The sequence below is a fragment of the Actinomadura darangshiensis genome (assembly GCF_004349235.1).
In the GTDB taxonomy this organism is placed as follows: domain Bacteria; phylum Actinomycetota; class Actinomycetes; order Streptosporangiales; family Streptosporangiaceae; genus Spirillospora; species Spirillospora darangshiensis.
Genome location: NZ_SMKY01000037.1, coordinates 1 through 22,468, shown reverse-complemented (window position 1 = coordinate 22,468; position 22,468 = coordinate 1). Strand labels below are relative to the sequence as shown.

Annotated in this window: 19 protein-coding genes; 14 read left to right on the top strand and 5 right to left on the bottom strand. The window is 69.1% G+C overall.

The genetic code is table 11. From position 1 onward, the window contains the following. Positions 1 to 9 precede the first annotated feature (9 nt). The 10 genes from E1293_RS11290 to E1293_RS11245 all read left to right on the top strand — a co-directional run bounded on the left by E1293_RS11290 (position 10) and on the right by E1293_RS11245 (position 15,983). The gene (locus E1293_RS11290; RefSeq protein WP_243716161.1) at positions 10 to 1,281 is read left to right on the top strand and encodes an MCE family protein; all 1,272 of its coding nucleotides are present in this window, start codon (positions 10 to 12) and stop codon (positions 1,279 to 1,281) included. After that, a complete protein-coding gene (locus tag E1293_RS11285; protein WP_243716160.1) occupies positions 1,278 to 2,615 on the top strand; it encodes an MCE family protein in 1,338 nt (445 codons plus the stop codon). Before E1293_RS11290 ends, E1293_RS11285 begins: the two co-directional genes overlap by 4 nt. Continuing rightward, positions 2,612 to 4,072, top strand: a complete 1,461-nt coding sequence (locus E1293_RS11280; RefSeq protein WP_132196709.1) for an MCE family protein — start codon at positions 2,612 to 2,614, stop codon at positions 4,070 to 4,072. Before E1293_RS11285 ends, E1293_RS11280 begins: the two co-directional genes overlap by 4 nt. 10 nt (positions 4,073 to 4,082) lie before the next feature. Then, positions 4,083 to 4,571 carry a nuclear transport factor 2 family protein gene (locus E1293_RS11275; RefSeq protein WP_132196707.1) on the top strand — a complete coding sequence of 163 codons (489 nt, stop codon included), beginning with the start codon at positions 4,083 to 4,085 and terminating at the stop codon, positions 4,569 to 4,571. Continuing rightward, positions 4,568 to 5,485, top strand: a complete 918-nt coding sequence (locus E1293_RS11270) for a hypothetical protein (RefSeq protein WP_132196705.1) — start codon at positions 4,568 to 4,570, stop codon at positions 5,483 to 5,485. The genes E1293_RS11275 and E1293_RS11270 overlap by 4 nt, the downstream gene beginning before the upstream one ends. Positions 5,486 to 6,065: 580 nt before the next feature. Then, complete coding sequence (gene rpoB / locus E1293_RS11265; RefSeq protein ID WP_132196703.1) at positions 6,066 to 9,542, top strand: DNA-directed RNA polymerase subunit beta; 3,477 nt, start codon at positions 6,066 to 6,068, stop codon at positions 9,540 to 9,542. A 19-nt stretch (positions 9,543 to 9,561) separates the two neighbouring features. Next, positions 9,562 to 13,437, top strand: a complete 3,876-nt coding sequence (locus tag E1293_RS11260) for a DNA-directed RNA polymerase subunit beta' (protein ID WP_132196701.1) — start codon at positions 9,562 to 9,564, stop codon at positions 13,435 to 13,437. A 148-nt stretch (positions 13,438 to 13,585) separates the two neighbouring features. Beyond that, positions 13,586 to 14,386: an ABC transporter ATP-binding protein gene (locus tag E1293_RS11255; RefSeq protein WP_132196699.1), complete on the top strand. Its 801-nt coding sequence runs from the start codon at positions 13,586 to 13,588 to the stop codon at positions 14,384 to 14,386. A 10-nt stretch (positions 14,387 to 14,396) separates the two neighbouring features. Further along, on the top strand, positions 14,397 to 15,158 hold the full coding sequence (locus E1293_RS11250) for an ABC transporter permease (protein ID WP_132196697.1): 762 nt from the start codon (positions 14,397 to 14,399) through the stop codon (positions 15,156 to 15,158). Positions 15,159 to 15,197: 39 nt separating this feature from the next. Then, the gene (locus E1293_RS11245) at positions 15,198 to 15,983 is read left to right on the top strand and encodes a MerR family transcriptional regulator (RefSeq protein WP_132196695.1); all 786 of its coding nucleotides are present in this window, start codon (positions 15,198 to 15,200) and stop codon (positions 15,981 to 15,983) included. 52 nt (positions 15,984 to 16,035) lie between these two features. Here E1293_RS11245 and E1293_RS11240 read toward each other — a convergent pair whose 3' ends face one another. The 5 genes from E1293_RS11240 to E1293_RS11220 form a co-directional block, all read right to left on the bottom strand. Continuing rightward, complete coding sequence (locus tag E1293_RS11240) at positions 16,036 to 16,287, bottom strand: hypothetical protein (protein WP_132196693.1); 252 nt, start codon at positions 16,285 to 16,287, stop codon at positions 16,036 to 16,038. Next, positions 16,227 to 19,355: a DUF4132 domain-containing protein gene (locus E1293_RS11235; protein WP_132196691.1), complete on the bottom strand. Its 3,129-nt coding sequence runs from the start codon at positions 19,353 to 19,355 to the stop codon at positions 16,227 to 16,229. Before E1293_RS11235 ends, E1293_RS11240 begins: the two co-directional genes overlap by 61 nt. Before the next feature lie 80 nt (positions 19,356 to 19,435). Continuing rightward, the gene (locus E1293_RS11230) at positions 19,436 to 20,071 is read right to left on the bottom strand and encodes a hypothetical protein (RefSeq protein ID WP_132196689.1); all 636 of its coding nucleotides are present in this window, start codon (positions 20,069 to 20,071) and stop codon (positions 19,436 to 19,438) included. 90 nt (positions 20,072 to 20,161) lie between these two features. Continuing rightward, positions 20,162 to 20,518 (bottom strand): hypothetical protein, encoded by a 357-nt coding sequence (locus E1293_RS11225; protein ID WP_132196687.1) that lies wholly within the window; start codon positions 20,516 to 20,518, stop codon positions 20,162 to 20,164. Next, positions 20,503 to 20,904, bottom strand: coding sequence for an ATP-binding protein (locus E1293_RS11220; RefSeq protein WP_132196685.1), 402 nt, complete (start codon positions 20,902 to 20,904; stop codon positions 20,503 to 20,505). The genes E1293_RS11225 and E1293_RS11220 overlap by 16 nt, the downstream gene beginning before the upstream one ends. A gap of 160 nt (positions 20,905 to 21,064) precedes the next feature. On the opposite strand from E1293_RS11220, the gene E1293_RS11215 reads away from it, so the two are divergent. The 4 genes from E1293_RS11215 to E1293_RS11200 are packed head-to-tail and all read left to right on the top strand — an operon-like array spanning position 21,065 to position 22,435. Next, positions 21,065 to 21,880 carry a helix-turn-helix domain-containing protein gene (locus E1293_RS11215; protein ID WP_132196683.1) on the top strand — a complete coding sequence of 272 codons (816 nt, stop codon included), beginning with the start codon at positions 21,065 to 21,067 and terminating at the stop codon, positions 21,878 to 21,880. After that, a complete protein-coding gene (locus tag E1293_RS11210) occupies positions 21,871 to 22,053 on the top strand; it encodes a DUF397 domain-containing protein (RefSeq protein ID WP_132196681.1) in 183 nt (60 codons plus the stop codon). Before E1293_RS11215 ends, E1293_RS11210 begins: the two co-directional genes overlap by 10 nt. Positions 22,054 to 22,060: 7 nt before the next feature. Then, positions 22,061 to 22,243, top strand: coding sequence for a DUF397 domain-containing protein (locus tag E1293_RS11205; RefSeq protein ID WP_132196679.1), 183 nt, complete (start codon positions 22,061 to 22,063; stop codon positions 22,241 to 22,243). Between the two features lie 9 nt (positions 22,244 to 22,252). Continuing rightward, positions 22,253 to 22,435 carry a DUF397 domain-containing protein gene (locus E1293_RS11200; protein WP_132196677.1) on the top strand — a complete coding sequence of 61 codons (183 nt, stop codon included), beginning with the start codon at positions 22,253 to 22,255 and terminating at the stop codon, positions 22,433 to 22,435. The last annotated feature ends 33 nt before the right edge of the window (positions 22,436 to 22,468 follow it).

Below are 22,468 nucleotides of genomic sequence, written 5' to 3'. Positions count from 1 at the left end.
CAGGTTTCCGTGCGCAACTCAGCGACCATCCTCCGCCTCGGCGGCGCGATCCTCGCCGTCGCAGTGCTGGCGGCCGCGCTCCTGCTGGTCCTCCAGGAGCCGGAGAAGCGCCACCTGACCGCCTACTTCACCAAGACGGTCGGCCTGTACAAGGGCGCGGACGTCCGCATCCTCGGCATCCCGGTCGGCGAGGTGACCAAGGTCCAGCCGGTCGGCGACTCGGTCAAGGTCGAGCTGGAGTACGACGCCAAGTACAAGGTGCCGTCCAACGCGCAGGCCGTCATCATCAACCAGACGCTCGTCGCCGACCGGTACATCCAGCTCACGCCCGTCTACAAGAGCGGCGCCGTCCTCGCGAACGACGCGACGCTGGGCACCAACCGCACCGCGGTCCCGGTCGAGGTCGACGAGGTCGGCGACAGCCTGAACGACCTCAGCAAGGCGCTCGGCCCGCAGGGCGCCAACGCGCCGGGCGCGAACGGCGAGCAGGGGTCATTGTCGCGGCTGCTGCAGGTCGGCGCCGCGAACCTGAACGGGCAGGGCGACGACATCCGGCAGACGATCGCCGACACCTCCAAGGCGCTCAGCACGCTGAGCACCGACCGCGGCGACGTGGCCGACACGATCAAGAACCTGCGGATCATCACCGCCGCGATGAAGGCGAACGACCAGCAGATCAAGTCGTTCTCCGGGCACCTCAACGGGGTGTCCGGGCAGCTCGCGGGGGAGAAGGAGGAGCTGAGCGCGGCCCTCAACACCCTGGCCCCGACGCTGCGGAACGTGCAGCGGTTCGTCAAGGACAACCGCACCGACCTGGCCTCCAACGTCCGGCAGCTCGCCCAGATCACCGGCGTGCTGGTGAAGGAGAAGGACTCGCTGGCCGAGATCCTCACCGCCGGCCCGCTCGCCATCAACAACCTCGCCCGCGCCTACGACCCGATCAGCGGCACGATCCACACCCGCGACAACTTCCGCCAGTTCCACGACCTGGCCGACTGGATCTGCTCGCTGGCGTACTCGGTCGGGACGCCCGCCAAGGAGTGCCTGGACTTCGTCACGCCCTACAACGGCATCGGCAAGGCGCTGACGGGCTTCAGCCTGGACCTGTCCTGGATCACCGCGCTGACCACGCACTACGACCCGGTGCCGATCCCGCCGGACGCCTACGGCCCGTCCGGCAGGCAGGGCAAGTCGGGCGCCAAGTCGAACAAGACCGCGAAGTCCGGTGCGCAGAGCAAGCCGGGGGACCTCTCCGCGCTGCTGCCTGGAGGTGGCCGATGAGCAGGACGCCGATGAGCCGGACCGGGCGCGCCCGGCGGCCCGTCCGCCGCGCGCGGCTGCTCGGCGCCGCCGCGCTCGCGGGCGTGACGGCCCTGTCCGGCTGCTCGTTCAACGGCGTGGAGTCGCTGCCGCTGCCCGGCGGCCCCGACCTCGGCTCGCACCCGAAGACGGTGAAGATCGAGTTCGCGAACGTGCTGGACCTCGTCCCGCAGTCCGCGGTCAAGGTCAACGACGTCTCGGTGGGCAAGGTCGAGAAGATCGAGCTCGCCGGGGAGCCGGGCACGCAGAGCGGCTGGCACGCCCTCGTCACCGTCAAGTTCCGCGGGGACGTCAAGCTCCCCGACAACGCGATCGCGAAGGTCGGCCAGACCAGCCTGCTCGGTGAGAAGTTCGTGCAGCTGGAGCCGCCGAAGAACGAGGCGCCGTCCGGGGAGCTGGCGAACAACGACCTGATCCCGCTCAACCGCACGTCCCGCGGCACCGAGATCGAAGAGGTGCTGTCGGCGATGTCGCTGCTGCTGAACGGCGGCGGCCTGGAGCAGGTCTCCACGATCAGCCACGAGCTGCAGGCCGCGATGGGCGGCCGCGAGTCGACGATCAGGTCGGTGCTGCAGCGGGTCAACACCTTCGCCGGGACGCTGGACCAGAACCGCGCCGCGATCACCCGGGCGCTGGACAGCATCGACCGGCTGACCGGCAAGCTCTCGGACGAGCGCAAGACGATCCAGGACACCATCGACAAGACGGGGCCCGCGATCACCGTCCTCGACCAGAACCGCGCCGACCTCACCAAGATGCTGGTCGCGCTGAACAAGCTCAGCCGCACCACCACCAACGTGATCAACAGATCCAAGGCCGACCTGCTGGCCAACCTCAAGGACCTGGACAAGATCCTGCGGAACCTCAACAAGGCCGGCTCGGACCTGCCGCGGTCGCTGGAGACGCTGATCACCTTCCCGTTCCCGGCCACGTTCAACAACGTCGTCGAGGGCGACTACGGCAACGTGCGGCTGACCCTCGATCTGGACTTCGAGTCCATCGCGCAGAACCTGCTCGGCGGCACCGACCTGGAGGGGCTGCTCGGGACCGGCAAGCAGATGCGGAGCATGCTGCAGGTGCCGAACGTGACACTGCCGGACTCGCCGCTCGGCGTGCTGCCGCAGCTGCCGGGCGGCTCCGGGCAGAGCGGGCAGCAGGGCGGGCTGCCGGGACTGCCCGGCAACTCCACACCGACTCCCGCGAAGACGCCGGCCAAGCAGGGGCGTCCAGGCGCGCTCGCCCCGGAGTCCGGTGACGGCGGTCTGCGGACCCTGCTGACGGGGGGCCTCTCGTGATCCTCAAGCGCGGCGTCATCTTCCAGCTGATCGCCTTCGCGGTCATCACCGTCGTGGGCGTGGCGATCGTCTCGGTGAACTACATCGGGCTAGGCCGCGACGTGCTCGGCAAGCAGTACACCGCCTACGTCGACCTCACCGACTCCGGCGGCGTGTTCACCAACGCCGAGGTCACCTACCGGGGCGTCCCGGTCGGACGGGTCGGCCCGATCGAACTGACCAAGGACGGCATCCGCGTCAAGCTCCTCATGGAGCGCGGGAAGCACATCCCGCGCGACGGCACGAAGGCCATCGTGGCGAACCGGTCGGCGGTCGGCGAGCAGTACATCGACCTGGAGCCCACCAAGAAGACCGGGCCGTACCTGGACGAGGGCGAGCCGTACACGATCCCGCGGAACCAGACCGCGCTGCCGGTGTCGACCGCCGATCTGCTGCGCAACGTCGACTCGCTCGTCGGCTCGGTCAACACCAAGGACCTCGGCGTCATCGTGGACGAGCTGGACAAGGCGTTCTCCGGTTCCGCCTCGGACCTCCAGTCGATCCTGGACGACACCGACCGGCTGCTGAAGACCGCGAACCAGGCCTACCCCGACACGAAGCAGCTGCTCGACAACAGCGTGACCGTCCTGGACACCCAGCGCGGGCAGGCCGCCAACATCCAGGGTTTCGCCCGCAACCTGAACGAGCTCACCACCTCGCTCCGCAACGACGACCCGGCGCTGCGCAAGACCATCGACAGCGTGCCGGGCGCGGTGAGCGAGACGCACAAGGCCATCAACCAGCTGGCGCCGACGCTGCCCGTCCTCCTGGCGAACCTCACCACCACCGGCCAGATCATCGCCTCCCGCAAGGCGGGCCTGCAGTCGCTGTTCATCCTGTACCCGGTGACGGTCGCGGGAGCCTTCACCGTCACGCCCGGCGACGGGACCCAGCACCTGGGCCTCGACCTGAACATCGACTCGCCGCCGGCCTGCACCGACGGCTACGAGAAGACCAAGCACCGCTGGCCGCAGGACACGTCCCCGAAGAAGCCGCGCCTGGACGTCGGCTGCAAGGCCCCGCACAACAGTCCCAGCGACGTGCGCGGCGCCCGCAACTTCCCGCGCGAGGCCATCTCGCCCTTCCCGCAGGTCCCGGCGGGCGCGACCGACGGCGCCGGCTTCCCCGAGGGCGGTGCCTCCGGCACGGGCAAGTCGGAGGCCAAGAGCAAGAACAAGACCAAGGCGAAGACCGGGACCAAGGCCGCGGCCGCGGCACCGACCGGCCAGCTGTCGAACGGCAACCTCTACCTGTCGTATCCGTCAGATTCAGTCGAATTCGCTGGATACGATCCAACGACGGGTGCGGTCTACGGGCCCGATGGCAAGCGATACGTCATGCCGCGCAGCGCCGGTACACGCCAGTTGGGAGAGGAATCCTCGTGGAAGTGGCTCCTGCTCGGACCGCTGAGCCAGTGAGGGGGACACGATGAGGCGCAACCTGCCCCTGGTGACCGTGATCGCCCTGAGCGTGGTCGTGGTCGGCCTGGCCATCGCGTCCGGCTGGCTCGGCATGACCTCGCTGCAGAACAAGGGCGACGCCGACCAGAAGGCCAAGGCGACCCAGTCGGCGCGCCAGATGGGCGTCAACCTGATGACGCTGGACGTCAGCACCGCCCAGAAGGACCTCGACCGCATCGTGGCCGGCACCACCGGGGACCTGAAGAACAAGCTGGGCAGCCAGTCGAACGCCTTCATGCAGCAGCTCGCCAAGGCCAAGGCCAAGTCGACGGTCACTGACGTCGACGCCGCGCTGGTCTCCATCGACGGCGACTCCGCCGAGGTGATGGTGGCGCTCACCGGGACCGTCACGAACGACAAGGTGAAGAACGGCACGCCGCAGGGCTACCGGTACCAGATGGACCTGACGAAGGTCGACGGCCGCTGGCTCGTGTCCGGACTGGAGGTTGTCCCGTGACGATCAAGGCGGAGGAGCGCGCCGCCCGCGCCGCGGAACGCGCCGCGAAGGCCGAGGAGCGCGCGGCCAGGGCCGAGGAGGCCGCCGAGGCGGCCCGCCTCGCGGAGGAGGCGGCCGAGCAGGCCCGCGAGGCCGCGCGCCTGGCCCAGATAGCCGCCGAGGAGGCCGAAGAGGAGGGCGAGGAGCCCGAGGACGAGGAGCCTGAGGCCCCCACGTCCTCGGAGAAGCCCGAAGATGCCCCGGAGGCTTCGGGTGACACGCCCGACGACGAGGACGCGTCAGAGAGCGGCTCAGAGGCTCCGGAGGCCGCCGACGCCCCCGTGAAGGCCGAAGAGGACGAGGACGCGAAGCCGGCCAAGTCCAAACGCCTGAGCCTCAAGAAGACCACCAAGGCGAAGGACGGCGACGAGCCCCGCCGCCGCTCCCGGCTCGGCGGCCTCTCGACGGTCATCGCCGTCCTGGTCGTCCTCACGGTCGCGCTGGGCGCCGGCACCGTCGCGCTGTGGCTCAAGGTCAACGACCAGAAGGCGACGGAGACGGCGAGCAAGGAGGCGACGTTCGCGTCGACCCGCGCGGCCCAGAAGCTGTCGTCGTACGACTACCAGACCCTGGACACCGACCTGAAGGCCGCCTCCGCGACGACCACCGGCAAGCTGCACACGCAGTACGACAAGCTCGCGCAGCAGCTCAAGACCGTCGCCGTGCAGCAGCAGGCCGTCTCCAACACGACGGTGATGAAGGTCGGCGTCGTGAGCGCGTCCCCCGACAAGGTCGTGACCCTCGTCTACGCGAACCGCTCGTCGGCCACCAAGAACGACAAGCAGCAGCGCCTCCCCGAGCCGCTCCGCATCAAGATGACGATGGTGAAGGTGGACGGCAAGTGGCTGGCCTCCGAGCTAACCGTCCTCTCCTGACCCCCTGACGCCTGCTCCATCCCGAGCGCCGACCTCACAGAGGCCGGCGCTCGGCACATTTCAGCCCTTGCCCACCCTCTTGGACGGGTCACGACAAAACCCTCTTGGACCCGAACCTGAGCCGGGGTCACGGGCAGGCGCGTGGAGCGAGCGCAGCGAGCGGAACGCGCATGCCCGCCGAGCCGGTCGACCGGAGCGGCACCAAGGACCTGCACGGTCACAAGAACCCGCAGAGTGACGTGAGGATCGACCGGCTCGCAACGGGGGGATTGGGGGGTCGCCCCCCCAGTAAACTATGGCCTTCCTCACTGCAGGTCAGGGGGCGAAAAGTCCAAGTCCGCTCTTGACTGAGAGGCGCTGAGGGGCGATGCTCCATGGCAACGTGATGCATACTGCGGCGCTAGAGTTGCGAGCGGTGTACCTTCTCGGCTACACTGCCCCTTTGCGCTGCCCTCTGACTATCCGCGTGTGAGAGCACCCCTGTGACGGTCCCTTTTGGACCACTTTGTGCAGGTCTCGGACGTGGATCGTCTGGCGTGCGTGTCGTCAGTTACGCCGCGAGCCCTCGGAAGGACCACTCTTGGCAGCCTCGCGCAACGCCTCGAATACCGCAACCGGTCCGAACCGCGTCTCCTTCGCGCGCATCAAGGAGCCGCTCGAAGTCCCGGACCTCCTTGCTCTGCAGACCAACTCAGTTGACTGGCTGCTGGGCAACGAGAGGTGGAAGGCCCGGGTCGAGGCGGCCCAGAAGGCCGGAAGTAAGAGCGTCCCGACCCAGTCGGGGCTGGAGGAGATCTTCGAAGAGATCAGTCCGATCGAGGACTTCTCCGGAACCATGTCCCTGTCGTTCCGCGACCACCGGTTCGAGCCGCCTAAGTACTCCGTCGAGGAGTGCAAGGACAAGGACATGACCTACTCCGCCCCGCTGTTCGTCACGGCGGAGTTCATCAACAACACCACCGGTGAGATCAAGAGCCAGACGGTGTTCATGGGCGACTTCCCGCTCATGACCCCGAAGGGCACCTTCATCATCAACGGCACCGAGCGCGTCGTCGTCTCCCAGCTGACCCGCTCGCCTGGCGTGTACTTCGACCGCGCCCTCGACAAGGCGTCCGACAAGGACATCTACGGCTGCCGGGTCATCCCGAGCCGCGGCGCCTGGCTCGAGTTCGAGATCGACAAGCGCGACAACGTCGGCGTGCGGATCGACCGCAAGCGCAAGCAGCCGGTCACCGTGCTGCTCAAGGCGCTCGGCTGGGACGAGGCGCGCATCCGCGAGCGCTTCGGCTCCTACGAGTCGATCAACGTCACCCTGGAGAAGGACCACACCTCCGGCCAGGACGACGCGCTCCTCGACATCTACCGCAAGCTGCGTCCGGGCGAGCCGCCGACGCGCGAGTCCGCGCAGACGCTGCTGGAGAACCTGTACTTCAACCCGAAGCGGTACGACGTCGCCAAGGTCGGCCGCTACAAGATCAACAAGAAGCTCGGTCTCGACCTGGACATGCGCCAGGGCACCCTGACCGAGGACGACATCGTCGGCACGATCGAGTACCTCGTCCGGCTGCACGCCGGCGAGGAGGAGGCCACCCTCGGGGCCGTCGCCGTGCCGATCGAGGTCGACGACATCGACCACTTCGGCAACCGGCGCCTGCGCACGGTCGGCGAGCTCATCCAGAACCAGGTCCGGCTGGGCCTGGCCCGCATGGAGCGCGTCGTCCGCGAGCGGATGACCACCCAGGACGTCGAGGCGATCACGCCGCAGACGCTGATCAACATCCGGCCGGTCGTCGCCTCCATCAAGGAGTTCTTCGGCACCAGCCAGCTGTCCCAGTTCATGGACCAGACCAACCCGCTGGCGGGGCTGACGCACAAGCGCCGCCTGAACGCGCTCGGCCCGGGCGGCCTGTCGCGTGAGCGGGCGGGCATGGAGGTCCGTGACGTCCACCCGTCGCACTACGGCCGCATGTGCCCGATCGAGACCCCGGAAGGCCCGAACATCGGCCTGATCGGCTCGCTCGCCGCGTTCGGCCGGGTCAACCCGTTCGGGTTCGTCGAGACGCCGTACCGCAAGGTCACCGAAGGCGTGGTCACCGAGCAGATCGACTACCTGACGGCCGACGAGGAGGACCGCTACGTCATCGCGCAGGCCAACTCCCTGCTGAACGACGACGGCACCTTCGTCGACGACCGCATCCTGGTGCGCCGCAAGGGCGGCGAGGTCGAGCTCGTCCCGGCCCGTGAGGTCCAGTACATGGACGTCTCGGCCCGGCAGATGACCTCGGTCGCCACCGCGATGATCCCGTTCCTGGAGCACGACGACGCCAACCGGGCGCTGATGGGCTCCAACATGCAGCGCCAGTCCGTCCCGCTGCTGCGCAGCGAGGCGCCGCTGGTCGGCACCGGCATGGAGTACCGCGCGGCGACCGACGCCGGCGACGTCATCACGGCCGAGAAGGCCGGCGTCGTCGAGGAGGTCTCGGCCGACTACGTGACCGTCATGAACGACGACGGCACGCGGACGACCTACCGCGTCTCCAAGTTCAAGCGGTCCAACCAGGGCACCTGCTTCAACCAGAAGCCGATCGTCGACGAGGGCCAGCGGGTCGAGCTCGGCCAGGTCATCGCCGACGGGCCGTGCACCGACGACGGCGAGATGGCGCTCGGCAAGAACCTCCTCGTGGCGTTCATGCCGTGGGAGGGCCACAACTACGAGGACGCGATCATCCTCAGCCAGCGCCTGGTGCAGGACGACGTCCTCTCCTCGATCCACATCGAGGAGCACGAGGTCGACGCCCGCGACACCAAGCTCGGCCCCGAGGAGATCACCCGGGACATCCCGAACGTCTCCGAGGAGGTCCTGGCCGACCTCGACGAGCGCGGCATCATCCGCATCGGCGCCGATGTCGTCCCCGGCGACATCCTGGTCGGCAAGGTCACGCCCAAGGGCGAGACCGAGCTGACCCCCGAGGAGCGGCTGCTGCGCGCGATCTTCGGCGAGAAGGCCCGCGAGGTCCGCGACACCTCCCTGAAGGTGCCGCACGGCGAGCAGGGCAAGGTCATCGGCGTCCGGGTGTTCTCCCGCGACGACGGCGACGAGCTCCCGCCCGGCGTGAACGAGCTGGTCCGGGTGTACGTCGCCCAGAAGCGCAAGATCACCGACGGCGACAAGCTGGCGGGCCGGCACGGCAACAAGGGCGTCATCTCCAAGGTGCTCCCGGTCGAGGACATGCCGTTCATGGAGGACGGCACCCCGGTCGACATCGTCCTGAACCCGCTGGGCGTCCCCGGGCGCATGAACGTGGGCCAGGTCCTGGAGACCCACCTCGGCTGGGTCGCCTCCCGCGGCTGGAAGGTCGAGGGCGACGACACCGACTGGAAGCGGGCCCTCAAGGAGATCGGCGCCGCCGAGGCCGAGCCCTGGACGAACACCGCGACGCCGGTGTTCGACGGGGCCCGCGAGACCGACGTCACCGGCCTGATCACGAGCACGCTGCCCAACCGCGACGGCAACCGCATGGTGGAGCCGGGCGGCAAGGCGCGGCTGTTCGACGGCCGGACCGGCGAGCCCTACAGCGACCCGATCTCGGTCGGCTACATCTACATCCTCAAGCTGCTCCACCTGGTCGACGACAAGATCCACGCGCGCTCGACCGGCCCGTACTCCATGATCACCCAGCAGCCGCTCGGCGGTAAGGCCCAGTTCGGCGGCCAGCGCTTCGGTGAGATGGAGGTCTGGGCACTGGAGGCGTACGGCGCCGCCTACGCGCTCCAGGAGCTGCTGACCATCAAGTCCGACGACGTCCTCGGCCGCGTGAAGGTGTACGAGGCCATCGTCAAGGGCGAGAACATCCCCGAGCCCGGCATTCCCGAGTCCTTCAAGGTGCTCATCAAGGAGATGCAGTCGCTGTGCCTCAACGTCGAGGTGCTCTCCAGCGACGGCATGTCCATCGAGATGCGCGACACCGACGAGGACGTCTTCCGCGCGGCGGAGGAGCTCGGCATCGACCTGTCCCGCCGTCCTAACGAGGGCGCGATGAGCGTCGACGAGGTCTGAGAACTCAAGGGGAAAACAGTTGCTTGACGTCAACTTCTTCGACGAGCTTCGCATCGGTCTGGCGACCGCCGACGACATCCGCCAGTGGTCGCACGGCGAGGTGAAGAAGCCGGAGACGATCAACTACCGGACCCTCAAGCCGGAGAAGGACGGGCTCTTCTGCGAGAAGATCTTCGGCCCGACCCGGGACTGGGAGTGCTACTGCGGCAAGTACAAGCGCGTCCGCTTCAAGGGCATCATCTGTGAGCGCTGCGGCGTCGAGGTGACCCGCGCCAAGGTGCGCCGCGAGCGGATGGGCCACATCGAGCTGGCCGCGCCGGTCACGCACATCTGGTACTTCAAGGGTGTGCCGTCCCGGCTCGGCTACCTGCTGGACCTGGCCCCGAAGGATCTGGAAAAGATCATCTACTTCGCGGCCTACATGATCACCAGCGTGGACGCGGAGCGGCGCGACCGCGACCTGCCCACGCTGGAGGCGCACATCTCGGTGGAGCGCCAGCAGATCGAGCAGGCCCGCGACGCGCAGGTCGAGGCCCGCCAGCAGAAGCTGGAGGGCGACCTCGGGGAGCTGGAGGAGGCCGGCGCGAAGGCCGACCAGAAGCGCAAGGTGCGCGACGGCGCCGAGCGGGAGATGAAGCAGCTGCGCGACCGCGCGCAGCGCGAGCTCGACCGCCTCGACGAGGTGTGGAGCCGGTTCAAGAACCTCAAGGTCCAGGACCTGGAGGGCGACGAGCTGCTCTACCGCGAGATGCGCGACCGGTTCGGCAAGTACTTCGAGGGCGGCATGGGCGCCGCGGCCATCCAGGCGCGGCTGCAGAACTTCGACCTCGACGCCGAGGCCGAGAAGCTGCGCGACATCATCCGCACCGGCAAGGGCCAGAAGAAGGCCCGCGCCCTGAAGCGGCTGAAGGTCGTCTCGGCGTTCCTCAACACCCGCAACAGCCCGCTCGGCATGGTGCTGGACTGCATCCCGGTGATCCCGCCGGACCTGCGTCCCATGGTCCAGCTGGACGGCGGCCGCTTCGCGACCTCCGACCTGAACGACCTGTACCGCCGGGTCATCAACCGCAACAACCGGCTCAAGCGCCTGCTCGACCTGGGCGCGCCCGAGATCATCGTCAACAACGAGAAGCGGATGCTGCAGGAGGCCGTCGACGCGCTGTTCGACAACGGCCGCCGCGGCCGCCCGGTCACCGGGCCGGGCAACCGTCCGCTGAAGTCGCTGTCGGACATGCTCAAGGGCAAGCAGGGCCGGTTCCGGCAGAACCTGCTCGGCAAGCGCGTCGACTACTCCGGCCGTTCGGTCATCGTCGTCGGCCCGCAGCTGAAGCTGCACCAGTGCGGCCTGCCCAAGCAGATGGCGCTGGAGCTGTTCAAGCCGTTCGTCATGAAGCGGCTGGTCGACCTCAACCACGCGCAGAACATCAAGTCCGCCAAGCGGATGGTCGAGCGGGCCCGCCCGGTCGTGTGGGACGTGCTGGAAGAGGTCATCACCGAGCACCCGGTGCTGCTGAACCGGGCGCCAACCCTGCACCGCCTGGGCATCCAGGCGTTCGAGCCGCAGCTGGTCGAGGGCAAGGCGATCCAGATCCACCCGCTCGTCTGCACCGCGTTCAACGCGGACTTCGACGGCGACCAGATGGCGGTGCACCTGCCGCTGTCCGCCGAGGCGCAGGCCGAGGCGCGGATCCTGATGCTGTCGACCAACAACATCCTGAAGCCGTCGGACGGCAAGCCCGTCACCATGCCCACCCAGGACATGGTCATCGGCCTGTACTGGCTGACGACGCAGAAGGACGGGGCGACCGGCGAGGGCCGCGCGTTCGGGTCGGTCGCCGAGGCGATCATGGCCTACGACCGGCACGAGCTGGACCTGCAGGCCAAGATCCAGATCCGGCTGAAGGACATCCCGCCGCCGCGCGGCTGGAAGGCACCGGAGGGCTACGAGCCCGGCCGCGCCTACCGGCTGGAGACGACGCTCGGCCGCGCCATCTTCAACGAGACGCTGCCGGACGACTTCCCGTTCGTGGACGACGAGATCGGCAAGAAGCAGCTCTCGGTGATCGTCAACGAGCTGGCGGAGACGTACCCGAAGGTCGCCGTCGCGGGCGCGCTGGACGCGCTCAAGAGCACCGGGTTCTACTGGGCGACCAGGTCCGGTGTCACGATCGCGATCGAGGACGTCATCTCCCCGCCGAACAAGCAGGAGATCCTCAGCGGCTACGAGGCGCGCGCCGAGAAGGTGCAGCGGGAGTTCAACCGCGGCCTGATCACCGACGACGAGCGCAAGCAGGAGCTCATCGAGATCTGGAACAAGGCCACCGCGGACGTCGCGGTGGACATGGAGAAGGCGTTCCCGAAGGACAACCCGATCTGGATGATGATCCAGTCGGGTGCCCGCGGCAACCCGCTGCAGCTCCGCCAGATCGCCGGCATGCGCGGCCTGGTCTCCAACCCCAAGGGCGAGACCATCCCGCGTCCGATCAAGTCGGCGTTCCGTGAGGGCCTGTCGGTCGTCGAGTACTTCATCTCGACGCACGGCGCCCGCAAGGGCCTGGCCGACACCGCGCTGCGCACCGCCGACTCGGGTTACCTGACCCGGCGCCTGGTGGACGTCGCGCAGGACGTCATCGTCCGCGAGGAGGACTGCGGCACCGACCGCACGATCCCGTTCGAGGTCGCCGACAAGCTGCCGGACGGCGCCCTGGTCAAGCTGGCCACTTCGGAGACCAGCCTCATCGGCCGCACGATCGCCGAGGACGTCGTCGTCGACGGGACGGTCATCTTCCCGGCCGACACCGACCTGACCGACGCGGTGGTCACCCGCCTGGTCGAGGCGGGGGTGGACCGCGTCCGCACCCGCAGCGCCCTGGTCTGCGAGGCCAAGATCGGTGTCTGCGCCGCCTGCTACGGCCGCTCGCTGGCCACCGGCAAGCGGGTGGACGTCGGCGAGGCCGTCGGCATCATCGCCGCGCAGTCCATCGGCGAGCCGGGCACGCAGCTCACGATGCGCACCTTCCACACCGGTGGCGTCTCGATGGGCGGCGACATCACGCACGGTCTGCCGCGTGTCCAGGAGCTGTTCGAGGCCCGGATCCCCAAGGGGCTGGCGCCGATCAGCGAGGTCGCCGGCCGGGTCAAGATCGACGAGACGGAGAAGGCCCGCAAGGTCGTCGTCGTCCCGGACGACGGCTCCGAGGAGATCGCCTACCCGGTGCCGATGCGGTCCCGCCTCCTGGTCAAGGAGGGCGAGTCCGTCAGCGTCGGCCAGCAGCTCATCGCGGGTGCGATCAACCCGCACGAGGTGCTGCGCATCCTCGGCCCGCGCGCCGTGCAGCTCCACCTGGTCCAGGAGGTCCAGGAGGTCTACCGGTCGCAGGGCGTGTCGATCCACGACAAGCACATCGAGATCATCGTCCGGCAGATGCTGAAGCGGGTGAACATCCTGGAGGCGGGCGACACCGACCTGCTGCCGGGTGACCTGATCGAGCGGCCGATCTTCGAGGGGCGCAACCGGAACGTCGTGGCCGAGGGCGGGGTCCCCGCCGCCGGCCGCCCGGTCCTGATGGGCATCACCAAGGCCTCGCTCGCGACCGAGTCGTGGCTGTCGGCGGCGTCCTTCCAGGAGACGACCCGGGTGCTCACCGAGGCCGCGATGCACGCCAAGAGCGACCCGCTGCTGGGCCTCAAGGAGAACGTCATCATCGGCAAGCTCATCCCGGCCGGTACCGGCATGCCGCAGTACCGCAACGTCCGGGTCGAGCCGACCGAGGAGGCGAAGGCGGCGGTGTACTCCGTCGGCTCCTACGACGACGGCGCCGAGTACGCCTTCGGGCAGGGCTCCGGCGAGGCCGTTCCGCTGGAGGAGTACGACTTCGGCCAGTACAACCGCTGACGTCCCGTCCCGGGACGCCGTGCACGCGGCGTCCCGGCTCGCGGACACCTGACCGGCGACACGCGAGAGGCCCCTTCCGTCCGGGAGGGGCCTTTCCGCGTCCCGGAGGGTTGACCCTGACGCTGCGTCAACCCTCCACACTTCCGTCATGGACACCCATCAGGCGGAGGGGCCCGCGATCCGCGTGCAGGGCCTGGAGAAGTCGTACAAGGACCTGCGCGTGCTGCGCGGCGTCGACTTCGAGGTGGCGCGGGGCGGCATCTTCGCCCTGCTCGGCTCGAACGGGGCGGGCAAGACCACCGTGGTGAGGATCCTCTCCACGCTGCTCAAGGCCGACGCGGGGACCGCCCGGGTCAACGGCTTCGACGTCGCGGGGCAGGCCGCCGGTGTACGCGAGTCCATCAGCCTCACCGGGCAGTTCGCGGCCGTCGACGAGATCCTCAGCGGGCGGGAGAACCTCGTCCTGGTCGCCAGGCTGCGGCACCTCAAGGCCCCGGGCACCGTCGCGGACGACCTGCTGAGGCGCTTCTCGCTGACCGAGGCGGGCTCGCGGAGGGCGGCGACGTACTCCGGTGGCATGCGCCGTCGGCTGGACATCGCGATGAGCCTCATCGGGAATCCGCCGGTCGTGTTCCTCGACGAGCCGACGTCCGGGCTGGACCCCGAGGCGCGCATCGAGGTGTGGCAGGCCGTCGAGGAGCTCGCCGAGGGCGGCACGACCGTGCTGCTCACCACCCAGTACCTGGACGAGGCCGAACGGCTCGCCGACCGGATCGCGATCCTGCACGGGGGCCGGATCATCGTCAACGGCACCCTGGCCGAGCTCAGGCGGCTGCTGCCGCCCGCCGAGGTCGAGTACGTCGAGAAGCAGCCCTCCCTGGAGGACGTCTTCTTCGCGGTCGTCGGCGCCGACTCTCAGGGCCGCGAGGCCAGGGCGAACGAGAAGTAGGGGAACGACAGTGGCCACGCATTTCCTCGGCGACACCGCCGTGCTCACAGGCCGGACCCTGCGCCACGTCACGCGCAGCCTGGACACGATCCTCACGACCGTGATCACACCGATCGCGATGATGCTGCTGTTCGTGTACGTGTTCGGCGGCGCGATCGACACCGGGCCGGTGTCGTACGTGAACTACATGCTTCCCGGCATCCTGCTCATCACGATCGCGTCGGGCATCTCCTACACCGCGTTCCGGCTCTTCGCGGACCTGCAGGGCGGGATCTTCGAGCGGTTCCAGTCCATGCCGATCGCCCGGTCGGGCGTGCTGTGGGCGCACGTGCTGACCTCGCTGGCCGCCAATGCGATCTCGCTCGTGGTCGTCGTCGGGGTCGCCCTCCTCATGGGCTTCCGCTCGGGTGCCGGGGTGGCGTCCTGGCTCGCGGTCGCCGGCATCCTCGTCCTGTTCACCCTGGCCCTGACGTGGATCGCCGTCATCCCCGGCCTCACCGCGAAGACCATGGACGGCGCGAGCGCGTTCTCCTACCCGCTCATCTTCCTGCCGTTCATCAGCTCGGCGTTCGTGCCCACCGGGACCATGCCGGGCCCGGTGCGCGCCTTCGCCGACCACCAGCCCGCGACGTCCATCGTCAACACGATCCGCGACCTGCTGACCGAGCGGCCGGTCGGCTCCGACATCTGGACCGCGCTCGCCTGGTGCGTCGCGATCCTCGTCGTCGCCTACGTCTTCGCCACCATGGCCTACCGTCGCAGGATCTCCTGAGCCGACCTGGCCCGGGCGAGTCGAGGGCAGGATCAGAGCATGCTGACGATCGGTCAACTGGCGGCGTACGTCGGCGTCACGGTGCGGGCGGTGCGGCACTACCACCAGATCGGGCTGCTGCCCGAGCCGGGGCGGGACGCCTCCGGCTACCGGAGGTACGGCCCGGCGGCGGTCGTGTCCCTCATCAGGATCCGCACCCTCGCCGAGGCCGGTGTGCCGCTGTCGCGGATCGCCCGGATGCTCGAAGCCGACGCCCCGGCCTTCGCCGAAGCGGTGCGGAAGATCGACGCCGACCTGCGCGAGGAGATCGAACGGCTCGAGACCAGCCGCGAGCGGATCGCGCGGCTCGCCGCCGGGGACAGCCTGGCGCTCCCGCCGGAGGTGACCTCCTATCTCGACCGGCTCCGGGAGATCGGGGTGACGGAGCGGATGGTGGAGGGCGAGCGTGACGGGTGGATCCTGCTCGTGGCCCGCTGGCCGGACCGCGTCCCCGCGATGATGCCCGGGAAGCTCGCGCAGCTCGACGACCCGCGGATCGTCCGGCTCTACCGGGTCCTGTCGGGGGCCTTCGAGAGCGACGCGGCCGACGACCCGCGTCTGGAGGAGGCCGCCGACATCATGGCCGAAATGGCCGAGGAGGCGTACGCCTCCGGCGAGACCGACTTCGACGAGGCGGCGGCGCAGGACGATCTGCCGTTCGACCTCATGGACGCGCTCGCCGTCGAGGCCGACCCGCGGGCGACGCGGATGCTGGACCTGATGCGCGAGCGCGGCTGGGCCCGCTGGACCCGGATGGACCGGCTGCCGGAGCCGCCCTCCCGCTGACGTCCTGCGCGCTGGAACGGGTCGCGGGGCCCGTTCCAGCGCGCGCGGCGGCTCATGGTGCCGTGATGGACTCCAGGTCGGCGATGATCTCGGAGGCGGTCACCTCGTCCAGCTCGGCGAACCGGTGCTGGGAGACGGTCCTCCAGTCGGGGTCGCCCGGCTCGTCGGCGACCCAGATCGTGCGGAGGACCTGGTCCTCGTTGTCGTCGCCGTAGCCGACCTGGATCCCGGGATCCAGCTCGATCACCAGGTGCAGGCCGCCGGGGACGGGACGGGAGATCCAGCGTTCGGTGCCGTTGTCCATGGGGTGCCGCGCTGCCAGCCGCGCCGCTCCAGGCCGACGACCTTGCCCCATTCGGCGGTGCGGTTCTCGAACCGGGCCAGCCTGGTGGCCGCGCGCTCTTCGTCGGTGAGGTAGTGCACGTCCCGTCCGAGCTGCGGGAACGGCTGCAGGATCTCGTAGTCGGCGAACACCTCTGACCAGGCGGGGAGCGCGTCGCCGAGGGAGAGCGGGTGGGCGACTCCGATGCGGGCGGTGTCCGGCGGGACCAGTTCCCGGTCGTGGACGTCGGCGAGGGTGCGGTCTTCCGCGAGCCGGAACGCGGTGACGCCGGTGCCGGTCTCGGCAAGCCAGAGCAGGCGGCGGACGATGTGCCACATCAGCGGGTGGTCGACCAGGAGGCCGCGGAACTCGCGGGGTGCCCACCGGCGGCCGGTCACCATGGCCAGTTCCAGTCGCCGGACCTGGTTCGGCATGGTCGCCCGGACGTCCTTCTTGAACTGGGCGAACGCGGCATGGGCGGCGGGCGCGATGGCCGGGTCGTCCTTGGCGCCCGGCTTGGGAAGCGCCGCGCGGCGGCGGCCGGTCTCATCGGTGACGAACGGCTTGAGCTGCTCGTCGAAACCGACGGTGAAGCGCCGCGGACCGTAGTCGAGCGTCATGCCGCCGCCGGCGTCCAGGCCGATCCCGGGGACGAGCCGGTCGGCGAGCTGCTCGCCGGTCAGCCCGAGCCGCGCGGCGACCTCCTGGATCTTCTCCCCGGCCCGCTTCTTGATCGCCTTGAACGGGGCCTTGTGCGAGATGCCGTCGAGCAGCATCAGCGCGGTCTCCGTGCCGATCATCGCCAGCACGTCCAGGCCCTTGACCGCCTTGTGGTGCCCGTTCTCGCCGGGCCAGGCGCGGATCACCGGGACCAGGTTCCGCGCGGCGGTGTCGTCGCCGAACCAGCCGACCGCCGTCAGCGCCCATGCGTCGTCGGACCGTTCGCCGAACCGGCGCCACCGCTCGAACAGCGCCCAGGCGAACGCGGCCAGCGACTCGGCGTCGCACGCGTCCCGGACGGCGTCCAGGCCGGGGTCGGGGTCGTCCGGCGGCGACATCGCCAGGATCGTCAGCACGTGCGCAACGGCCGTGACCGGGAGGGTGCGCCCGCCTGCCAGCCGAATCCGGGGCAGGACCGCCGGGTCGGCGAACGCCCCGATCTCGGGGATCTTCCGGGGGACGAGTTCCTCGGGGTCGCCCTCCAAGAGGACCGCCATCGCGTCGCCCGCCTCGTCCCGCTGCTCGCGCGCGACCTGGACGACGGTGTCGCGCCCCAGGTCCCGGGCGAGGAAGTGCAGGGCGTACTCGGCCGCCTCACGGCGTTTGCCGGGCTTGCCGCACGCGGCCGGGACCAGCAGCCGCACGGCCTGCCGACCGTGCCTGCGCAGCCACGCCTCCGCGTGCGGGCGTCCTCCCTTGACCCGCAGCAGCCAGCCGGCGACCAGCTCGGCGACCGGTTCGGCGGCATACGGCACGACGACGTGCCCGCACGCCGCCGGCCTGCTCTTCGCGCCCTTCACGGCGATGTTGAGCGCGCCCAGCTCGAATCGGATGGCGAGCTGCGGCAGCCACCGCTCGGGTTCCCTGTCCATCCCGTAGCCGTCCTTGGACGGATACCAGTCGGCGACCAGGTGGCCGACCAGCTCCACCGGACCGACCGCGAACAAGGCGACCTGGTGGCTGCTCGGCAGCCGGCCCGCTTCGAGGTCGGCGATTCGCCCGTCCCACGGTCCGCGCACTTTGCCGTCGTGGACCCAGCGCGACGGAACGCCCGTCCCCCTGCCGAGCCAGCGCTCGCGCTCGTCCTCGGCCCAGGCGATGGCGGGCTCCGGGGCCTTGAGACCCTTGATGACGACCGGCTCCGGCCTCTCCTGCTTCCGCGCCCAAGGCGGGTCGGTCAGGACGGCGGGCAGGTCCGACGGATCGGCGTCAGCGGTCTCGCCGAGGCCCGCGATGACCCGTTCGACAGTCGCCCGGACGTCCTCGTCGAGCGCTGGCAGTGCGCCCTGGATCACGTCGAGGTTGCCGCGCACGTGGCCTTCGAGCAGATTCGCCTCCTCGGCGGCCAGCGCCCGCACCGCCCTGATCGGGAACCGCTTCATGGCGTTCATCAACTCGCCGCTGACGTGCAGGTTGGAGCGCCGCTGGAGCAGCACGCGGAACGCCTCGTCGGACGGGAGGCGGCCCAGGACGTCCAGCAGCGCGTCCCGCCGCTGGGGGGAGTGCAGGTACTCGTCGAGCACCGGGACCAGGAGCGGTACGGCGGCGGGGCCGAGACCGTCTGCCAGCGCGTGCAGGTTCTCCGGGTAGTAGCAGTCCGCCGCCGTCAGCACGGCCGCGCCGCCGAGGTGATCGACCTGCGCGGACGTCCGCAGACACCGGAAGAGCACGTCGCGCGGCACCCCGTCGGGATGCTCGCACAGGTCGCTCACCCAGTCGTCCTGGGTCGGAACCAGGTACGCGGTCAGGACCCGCTGCCGGAACGACACCCGTCGCTCGGCAAGCCGCTCCGCCGCCTCCGCATACTCCTCCTCGGACGCAGCGGCCAGCAACGACCGGACGCGCAGCGCACCGTCGATGAGCTCCAGGAAGCCCCGCTTACCCGCATCGACCGGACGGATGATCTTGCTGCGTCGGCCGTCCCGCATCTCGCCGGCCGACTTCGCCTCCAGCCCCCACCGGTCGGTGAGCGCGCACGCGGCGAACACGACGCCGTGCTCGAAGGCCCATGCGTCCACATAGGTCTGGTGCTCGCGTCCCCAGACCGATTCGCCCGCGGTGATCAGCGACAGCACGGCCGCGCCGCGCGGATCCGGATCACCGCCGAGATGGGCCCGGGCGGCCGCGGCGAGCACCGGCCCGGTGCCCGGTTCGCTCAGGGCCCGTTCGATCCCGTCCCGCGCCTCGTCCACCGCCCGCGCGACGACCTTGCCGGCGCCCGCGTCCAGCGTGATCTCCGGGCCCGGCGCGCCATCGCGACGCGGATGCAGCCCGCCCCGCCACCGCTTCGGCACGACCAGCACGTCCTCGTCGGGAAGATGATCATCCATGGCCGCCGACCGTAACAGCGCTCTCCGACACACCGCCGGAAATATCGGTTTCTGCCCGGCAGACCGCTCGGGGCGCGTTGCTAGGCCTCGTCGACGAACGTGGGCTTGACCCGGATGTAGAGGAACAGATGGCGGCTACCGGGATATTCGATATCAAGGGTGGCGACATAGCGTCGCGCGTGGTCGTCTCGCAGACCCAGCCGGTCCGGGTCGTGCTCGATGAACCGCGTCTTCGCGATCTGATCGAGGTCGAGCGCCACGGCATGGCGAAACGACAGGAGCCGGTGGCGCACCCACAGTTGCAGGTCCTCCCGGGTCATCACCAGATACAGGTTGCGGCCCCGCACGGCGGCGAGCGCCCCCATCCGCACGCCCCCGATGGTTCTCTCAGGGGTGAGATTGATCAGCGAAAGGTCGAACCGCTCTCGGCGGCTACCCAGCCCCGCGAGCCGCACCGGAGCGACGAGAGGTACCGGCAAGGGAGGCAGCCCCAGGCTGCGTCTCCTGGCCGCGTGCAGGTACTTCACTACGGAACCGCCGAGCAGAGTCGACCCGGCCGCCCATCGCCAGAGCAGGATCACGGTGGCGACCACCAGGATCGCCACCGCTACCGGCTCGCTCACACCGGAAGGCAGGAAGAACGAAAGCGTTGCCCAGATCGCCAGATAGAGACCGACATAGAAGAAGGCGATAAACCCGATGATCACGATGATCATCAAGGTGAACCTCCGGGGGAGCCGCTACCGCGTGACGAGGGTCTCCCGATCATCGCGCGAAACGCTCGGCCCCGCTATCCAGACGCCGCCCTACCAGGTGGACGGATACATGAGGTGTTTCAGGAGATCACCGACGACCTCGGCCGCCGCCGTCGTGTCCCCGCACGGGCACAGGTAGCCGCGCCGTCCCCGCCGCGCCTCGTGATAGCCCCACCTGCCGCCCGGCACGGCCAGCACGCTCACCACGATCCCGATCTCCTCGGCCCCGATCGCGTAGACGCGCAGCAGCGGAAGGGGCGCGGGCCGGTAGTACTTGATGAACCGCCAGCCCTGCGGCCGGAGCGCCACCGACAGCGCGTCCAGATACCGGACGGCGGTCGCCCGCCCCAGCCGCGTCCGCCAGTACAGGACGGACCGCTCCATCTGCGGGCTCAGCACTTGGCCCACGTGACCTTCCCGCCTTCGAGCAGTGGACGAGTACCCCAGGCGACGGCCAGCTGCGACACCATCAGCAGCCCACGCCCGCCCATGGCCGCGTGATCCTCCGGCTGGATCTCGGGCGTCCCGTCGCCGCCGTCCCACGCCTCGATGACGGGACGCCCGTCCGTCTCGTCCCGCACCATCCGGACGACGATCTGCCCCTTTCCGTGCAGCAGCGAGTTCGTGACGAGCTCGGAGACGACGACCCGCGCATCCGAGTCGTCCGCGATCCCCCACTCCCGGAAGCACTCGGCCACGAACCGCCGCGCCAGCGCCGGCGCCCTGCCCGAAGGCTCAAGAACGATCGTCGGTACCTCACCAGGCGCAACGGCCTTCGGAAGCAGCGGAGCCATCACACACCACCTTTGACTGAGTCGTGAATTTCCAGCGACAGTCAGCCACATCACATGTACTCTGCGTTACAAATTGCAGTACATGTGTGGTAAGTCAGACTCCGTGCGTCCACCCGACTTGGGTGTTGGTTGGGCGTCCTTTACGAGGGAGGATGAGCACATGGCTCCACAGCGGATGCGCGGGACGGTCTCGCCGACGCTGCTCGCCTTCGGCCGCCGGTTCCGGCGGCTCCGGGAGGCCAAGGGCTGGACGCAGGAGGCCGTGGCACGGCGCGCGAACGGCGGCCGGGGCGTGAAACCGCAGTACATCGGCGCCATCGAGAACGGCCGCACGCGCTGCACCCGGGAATTCGCCGAGGCGATGGACCACCACTTCGACGCGAAGGGCGAACTGCTCTACCTCTACGACGACCTGGTCAAGGACGCCAAGTTCCCGACCTGGTTCGACTGGCACACCGTCGAACCCGAAGCGATCATGCTGGAGTCATACGAACCGCTCCTGGTGCACGGACTGCTCCAGACCCCGGCCTACGCCTCCGCCGTCCTCAAGGGCGACAAGGACGCGGTCGAGGCCCGGATCAACCGCCAGAGCATTCTGACCAGGGAGAACCCGCCGCCCCCGGACTTCTCGATGCTCCAGGACGAGGTAACCCTCCATCGGCTCACCGGTAACTCCGAGATCATGAAGGAACAACTGGAGCATCTGCTTTATCTGATGGAACGGGGCACGGTGAGCCTGCAGATCGTCCCGAGTCGGGGTGAGCACGTCGGCAACAGCGGTGCCTTCACTATCGCTACCCTGGCTGATCGCACCGAGATCGCGTACGCGGATATGGCGGCACGCGGGCTCACGATGAGTGACCCAGGCGACATCGCAACCCTCCGCAGGACCCTGATGATCGTCCGATCGCTGGCCCTGCCCATGGATCAGTCCATGGAAATGATTCGTAAGGTGATACGGGAGAAATGGACCTGACCAAAGCTGTATGGCGCAAGTCCAGTTACACCACCGCCAATGGCGGTAACTGCGTTGAACTGTCCTCTGCTCGTAGAGCGGTAGCCGTGCGTGACAGCAAGGACCCGGATGGGCCCAAGTTGCTCGTGAGCCGTGGGGCGTTCGCGGCGTTGTTGTCCGATCTCAAGCGGTAGGGCAGAGATGGATCTGACCGAGGCCGTGTGGCGCAAGAGCAGCCGTAGCACGAACAACGGCGGAGACTGCGTTGAGGTGGCGTCCTTTTCGAGCGCTGTTGCTGTCCGTGACAGCAAGGACCCGTCCGGCCCGATGCTGTTGGTGAGTCGTCGTGCATTTGTGGCGCTGATGGGCGATCTCAAGGAGTAGGGGCCCGAGATGGACATGGCCAAGGTCGTCTGGCGTAAGTCCAGCTACACCACGGCCAACGGTGGCGAATGCGTCGAGTTGACTTCCGTGGTCGAGGTGGTTGCCGTCCGCGACAGCAAGGACCCGGACGGCCCCCAGTTGGTCGTGACCCGGCGGGCGTTCGCGGCGTTGTTGGCCGACCTCAAGCGGTGAGCGTCCGGTAACCGGGCTCCGCGGAGGGGCGGG

Excerpts from the sequence above, each read along its gene's own strand:
- E1293_RS11230 (WP_132196689.1), bottom strand. The coding sequence starts at position 20,071 with ATGATCATCGTGATCATCGGGTTTATCGCCTTCTTCTATGTCGGTCTC.
- E1293_RS11255 (WP_132196699.1), top strand. The coding sequence starts at position 13,586 with ATGGACACCCATCAGGCGGAGGGGCCCGCGATCCGCGTGCAGGGCCTG.
- E1293_RS11220 (WP_132196685.1), bottom strand. The coding sequence starts at position 20,904 with ATGGCTCCGCTGCTTCCGAAGGCCGTTGCGCCTGGTGAGGTACCGACG.
- E1293_RS11200 (WP_132196677.1), top strand. The coding sequence starts at position 22,253 with ATGGACATGGCCAAGGTCGTCTGGCGTAAGTCCAGCTACACCACGGCC.
- E1293_RS11235 (WP_132196691.1), bottom strand. The coding sequence starts at position 19,355 with ATGGATGATCATCTTCCCGACGAGGACGTGCTGGTCGTGCCGAAGCGG.
- E1293_RS11205 (WP_132196679.1), top strand. The coding sequence starts at position 22,061 with ATGGATCTGACCGAGGCCGTGTGGCGCAAGAGCAGCCGTAGCACGAAC.
- E1293_RS11210 (WP_132196681.1), top strand. The coding sequence starts at position 21,871 with ATGGACCTGACCAAAGCTGTATGGCGCAAGTCCAGTTACACCACCGCC.
- E1293_RS11240 (WP_132196693.1), bottom strand. The coding sequence starts at position 16,287 with ATGGACAACGGCACCGAACGCTGGATCTCCCGTCCCGTCCCCGGCGGC.
- E1293_RS11285 (WP_243716160.1), top strand. The coding sequence starts at position 1,278 with ATGAGCAGGACGCCGATGAGCCGGACCGGGCGCGCCCGGCGGCCCGTC.
- E1293_RS11245 (WP_132196695.1), top strand. The coding sequence starts at position 15,198 with ATGCTGACGATCGGTCAACTGGCGGCGTACGTCGGCGTCACGGTGCGG.
- E1293_RS11215 (WP_132196683.1), top strand. The coding sequence starts at position 21,065 with ATGGCTCCACAGCGGATGCGCGGGACGGTCTCGCCGACGCTGCTCGCC.
- E1293_RS11275 (WP_132196707.1), top strand. The coding sequence starts at position 4,083 with ATGAGGCGCAACCTGCCCCTGGTGACCGTGATCGCCCTGAGCGTGGTC.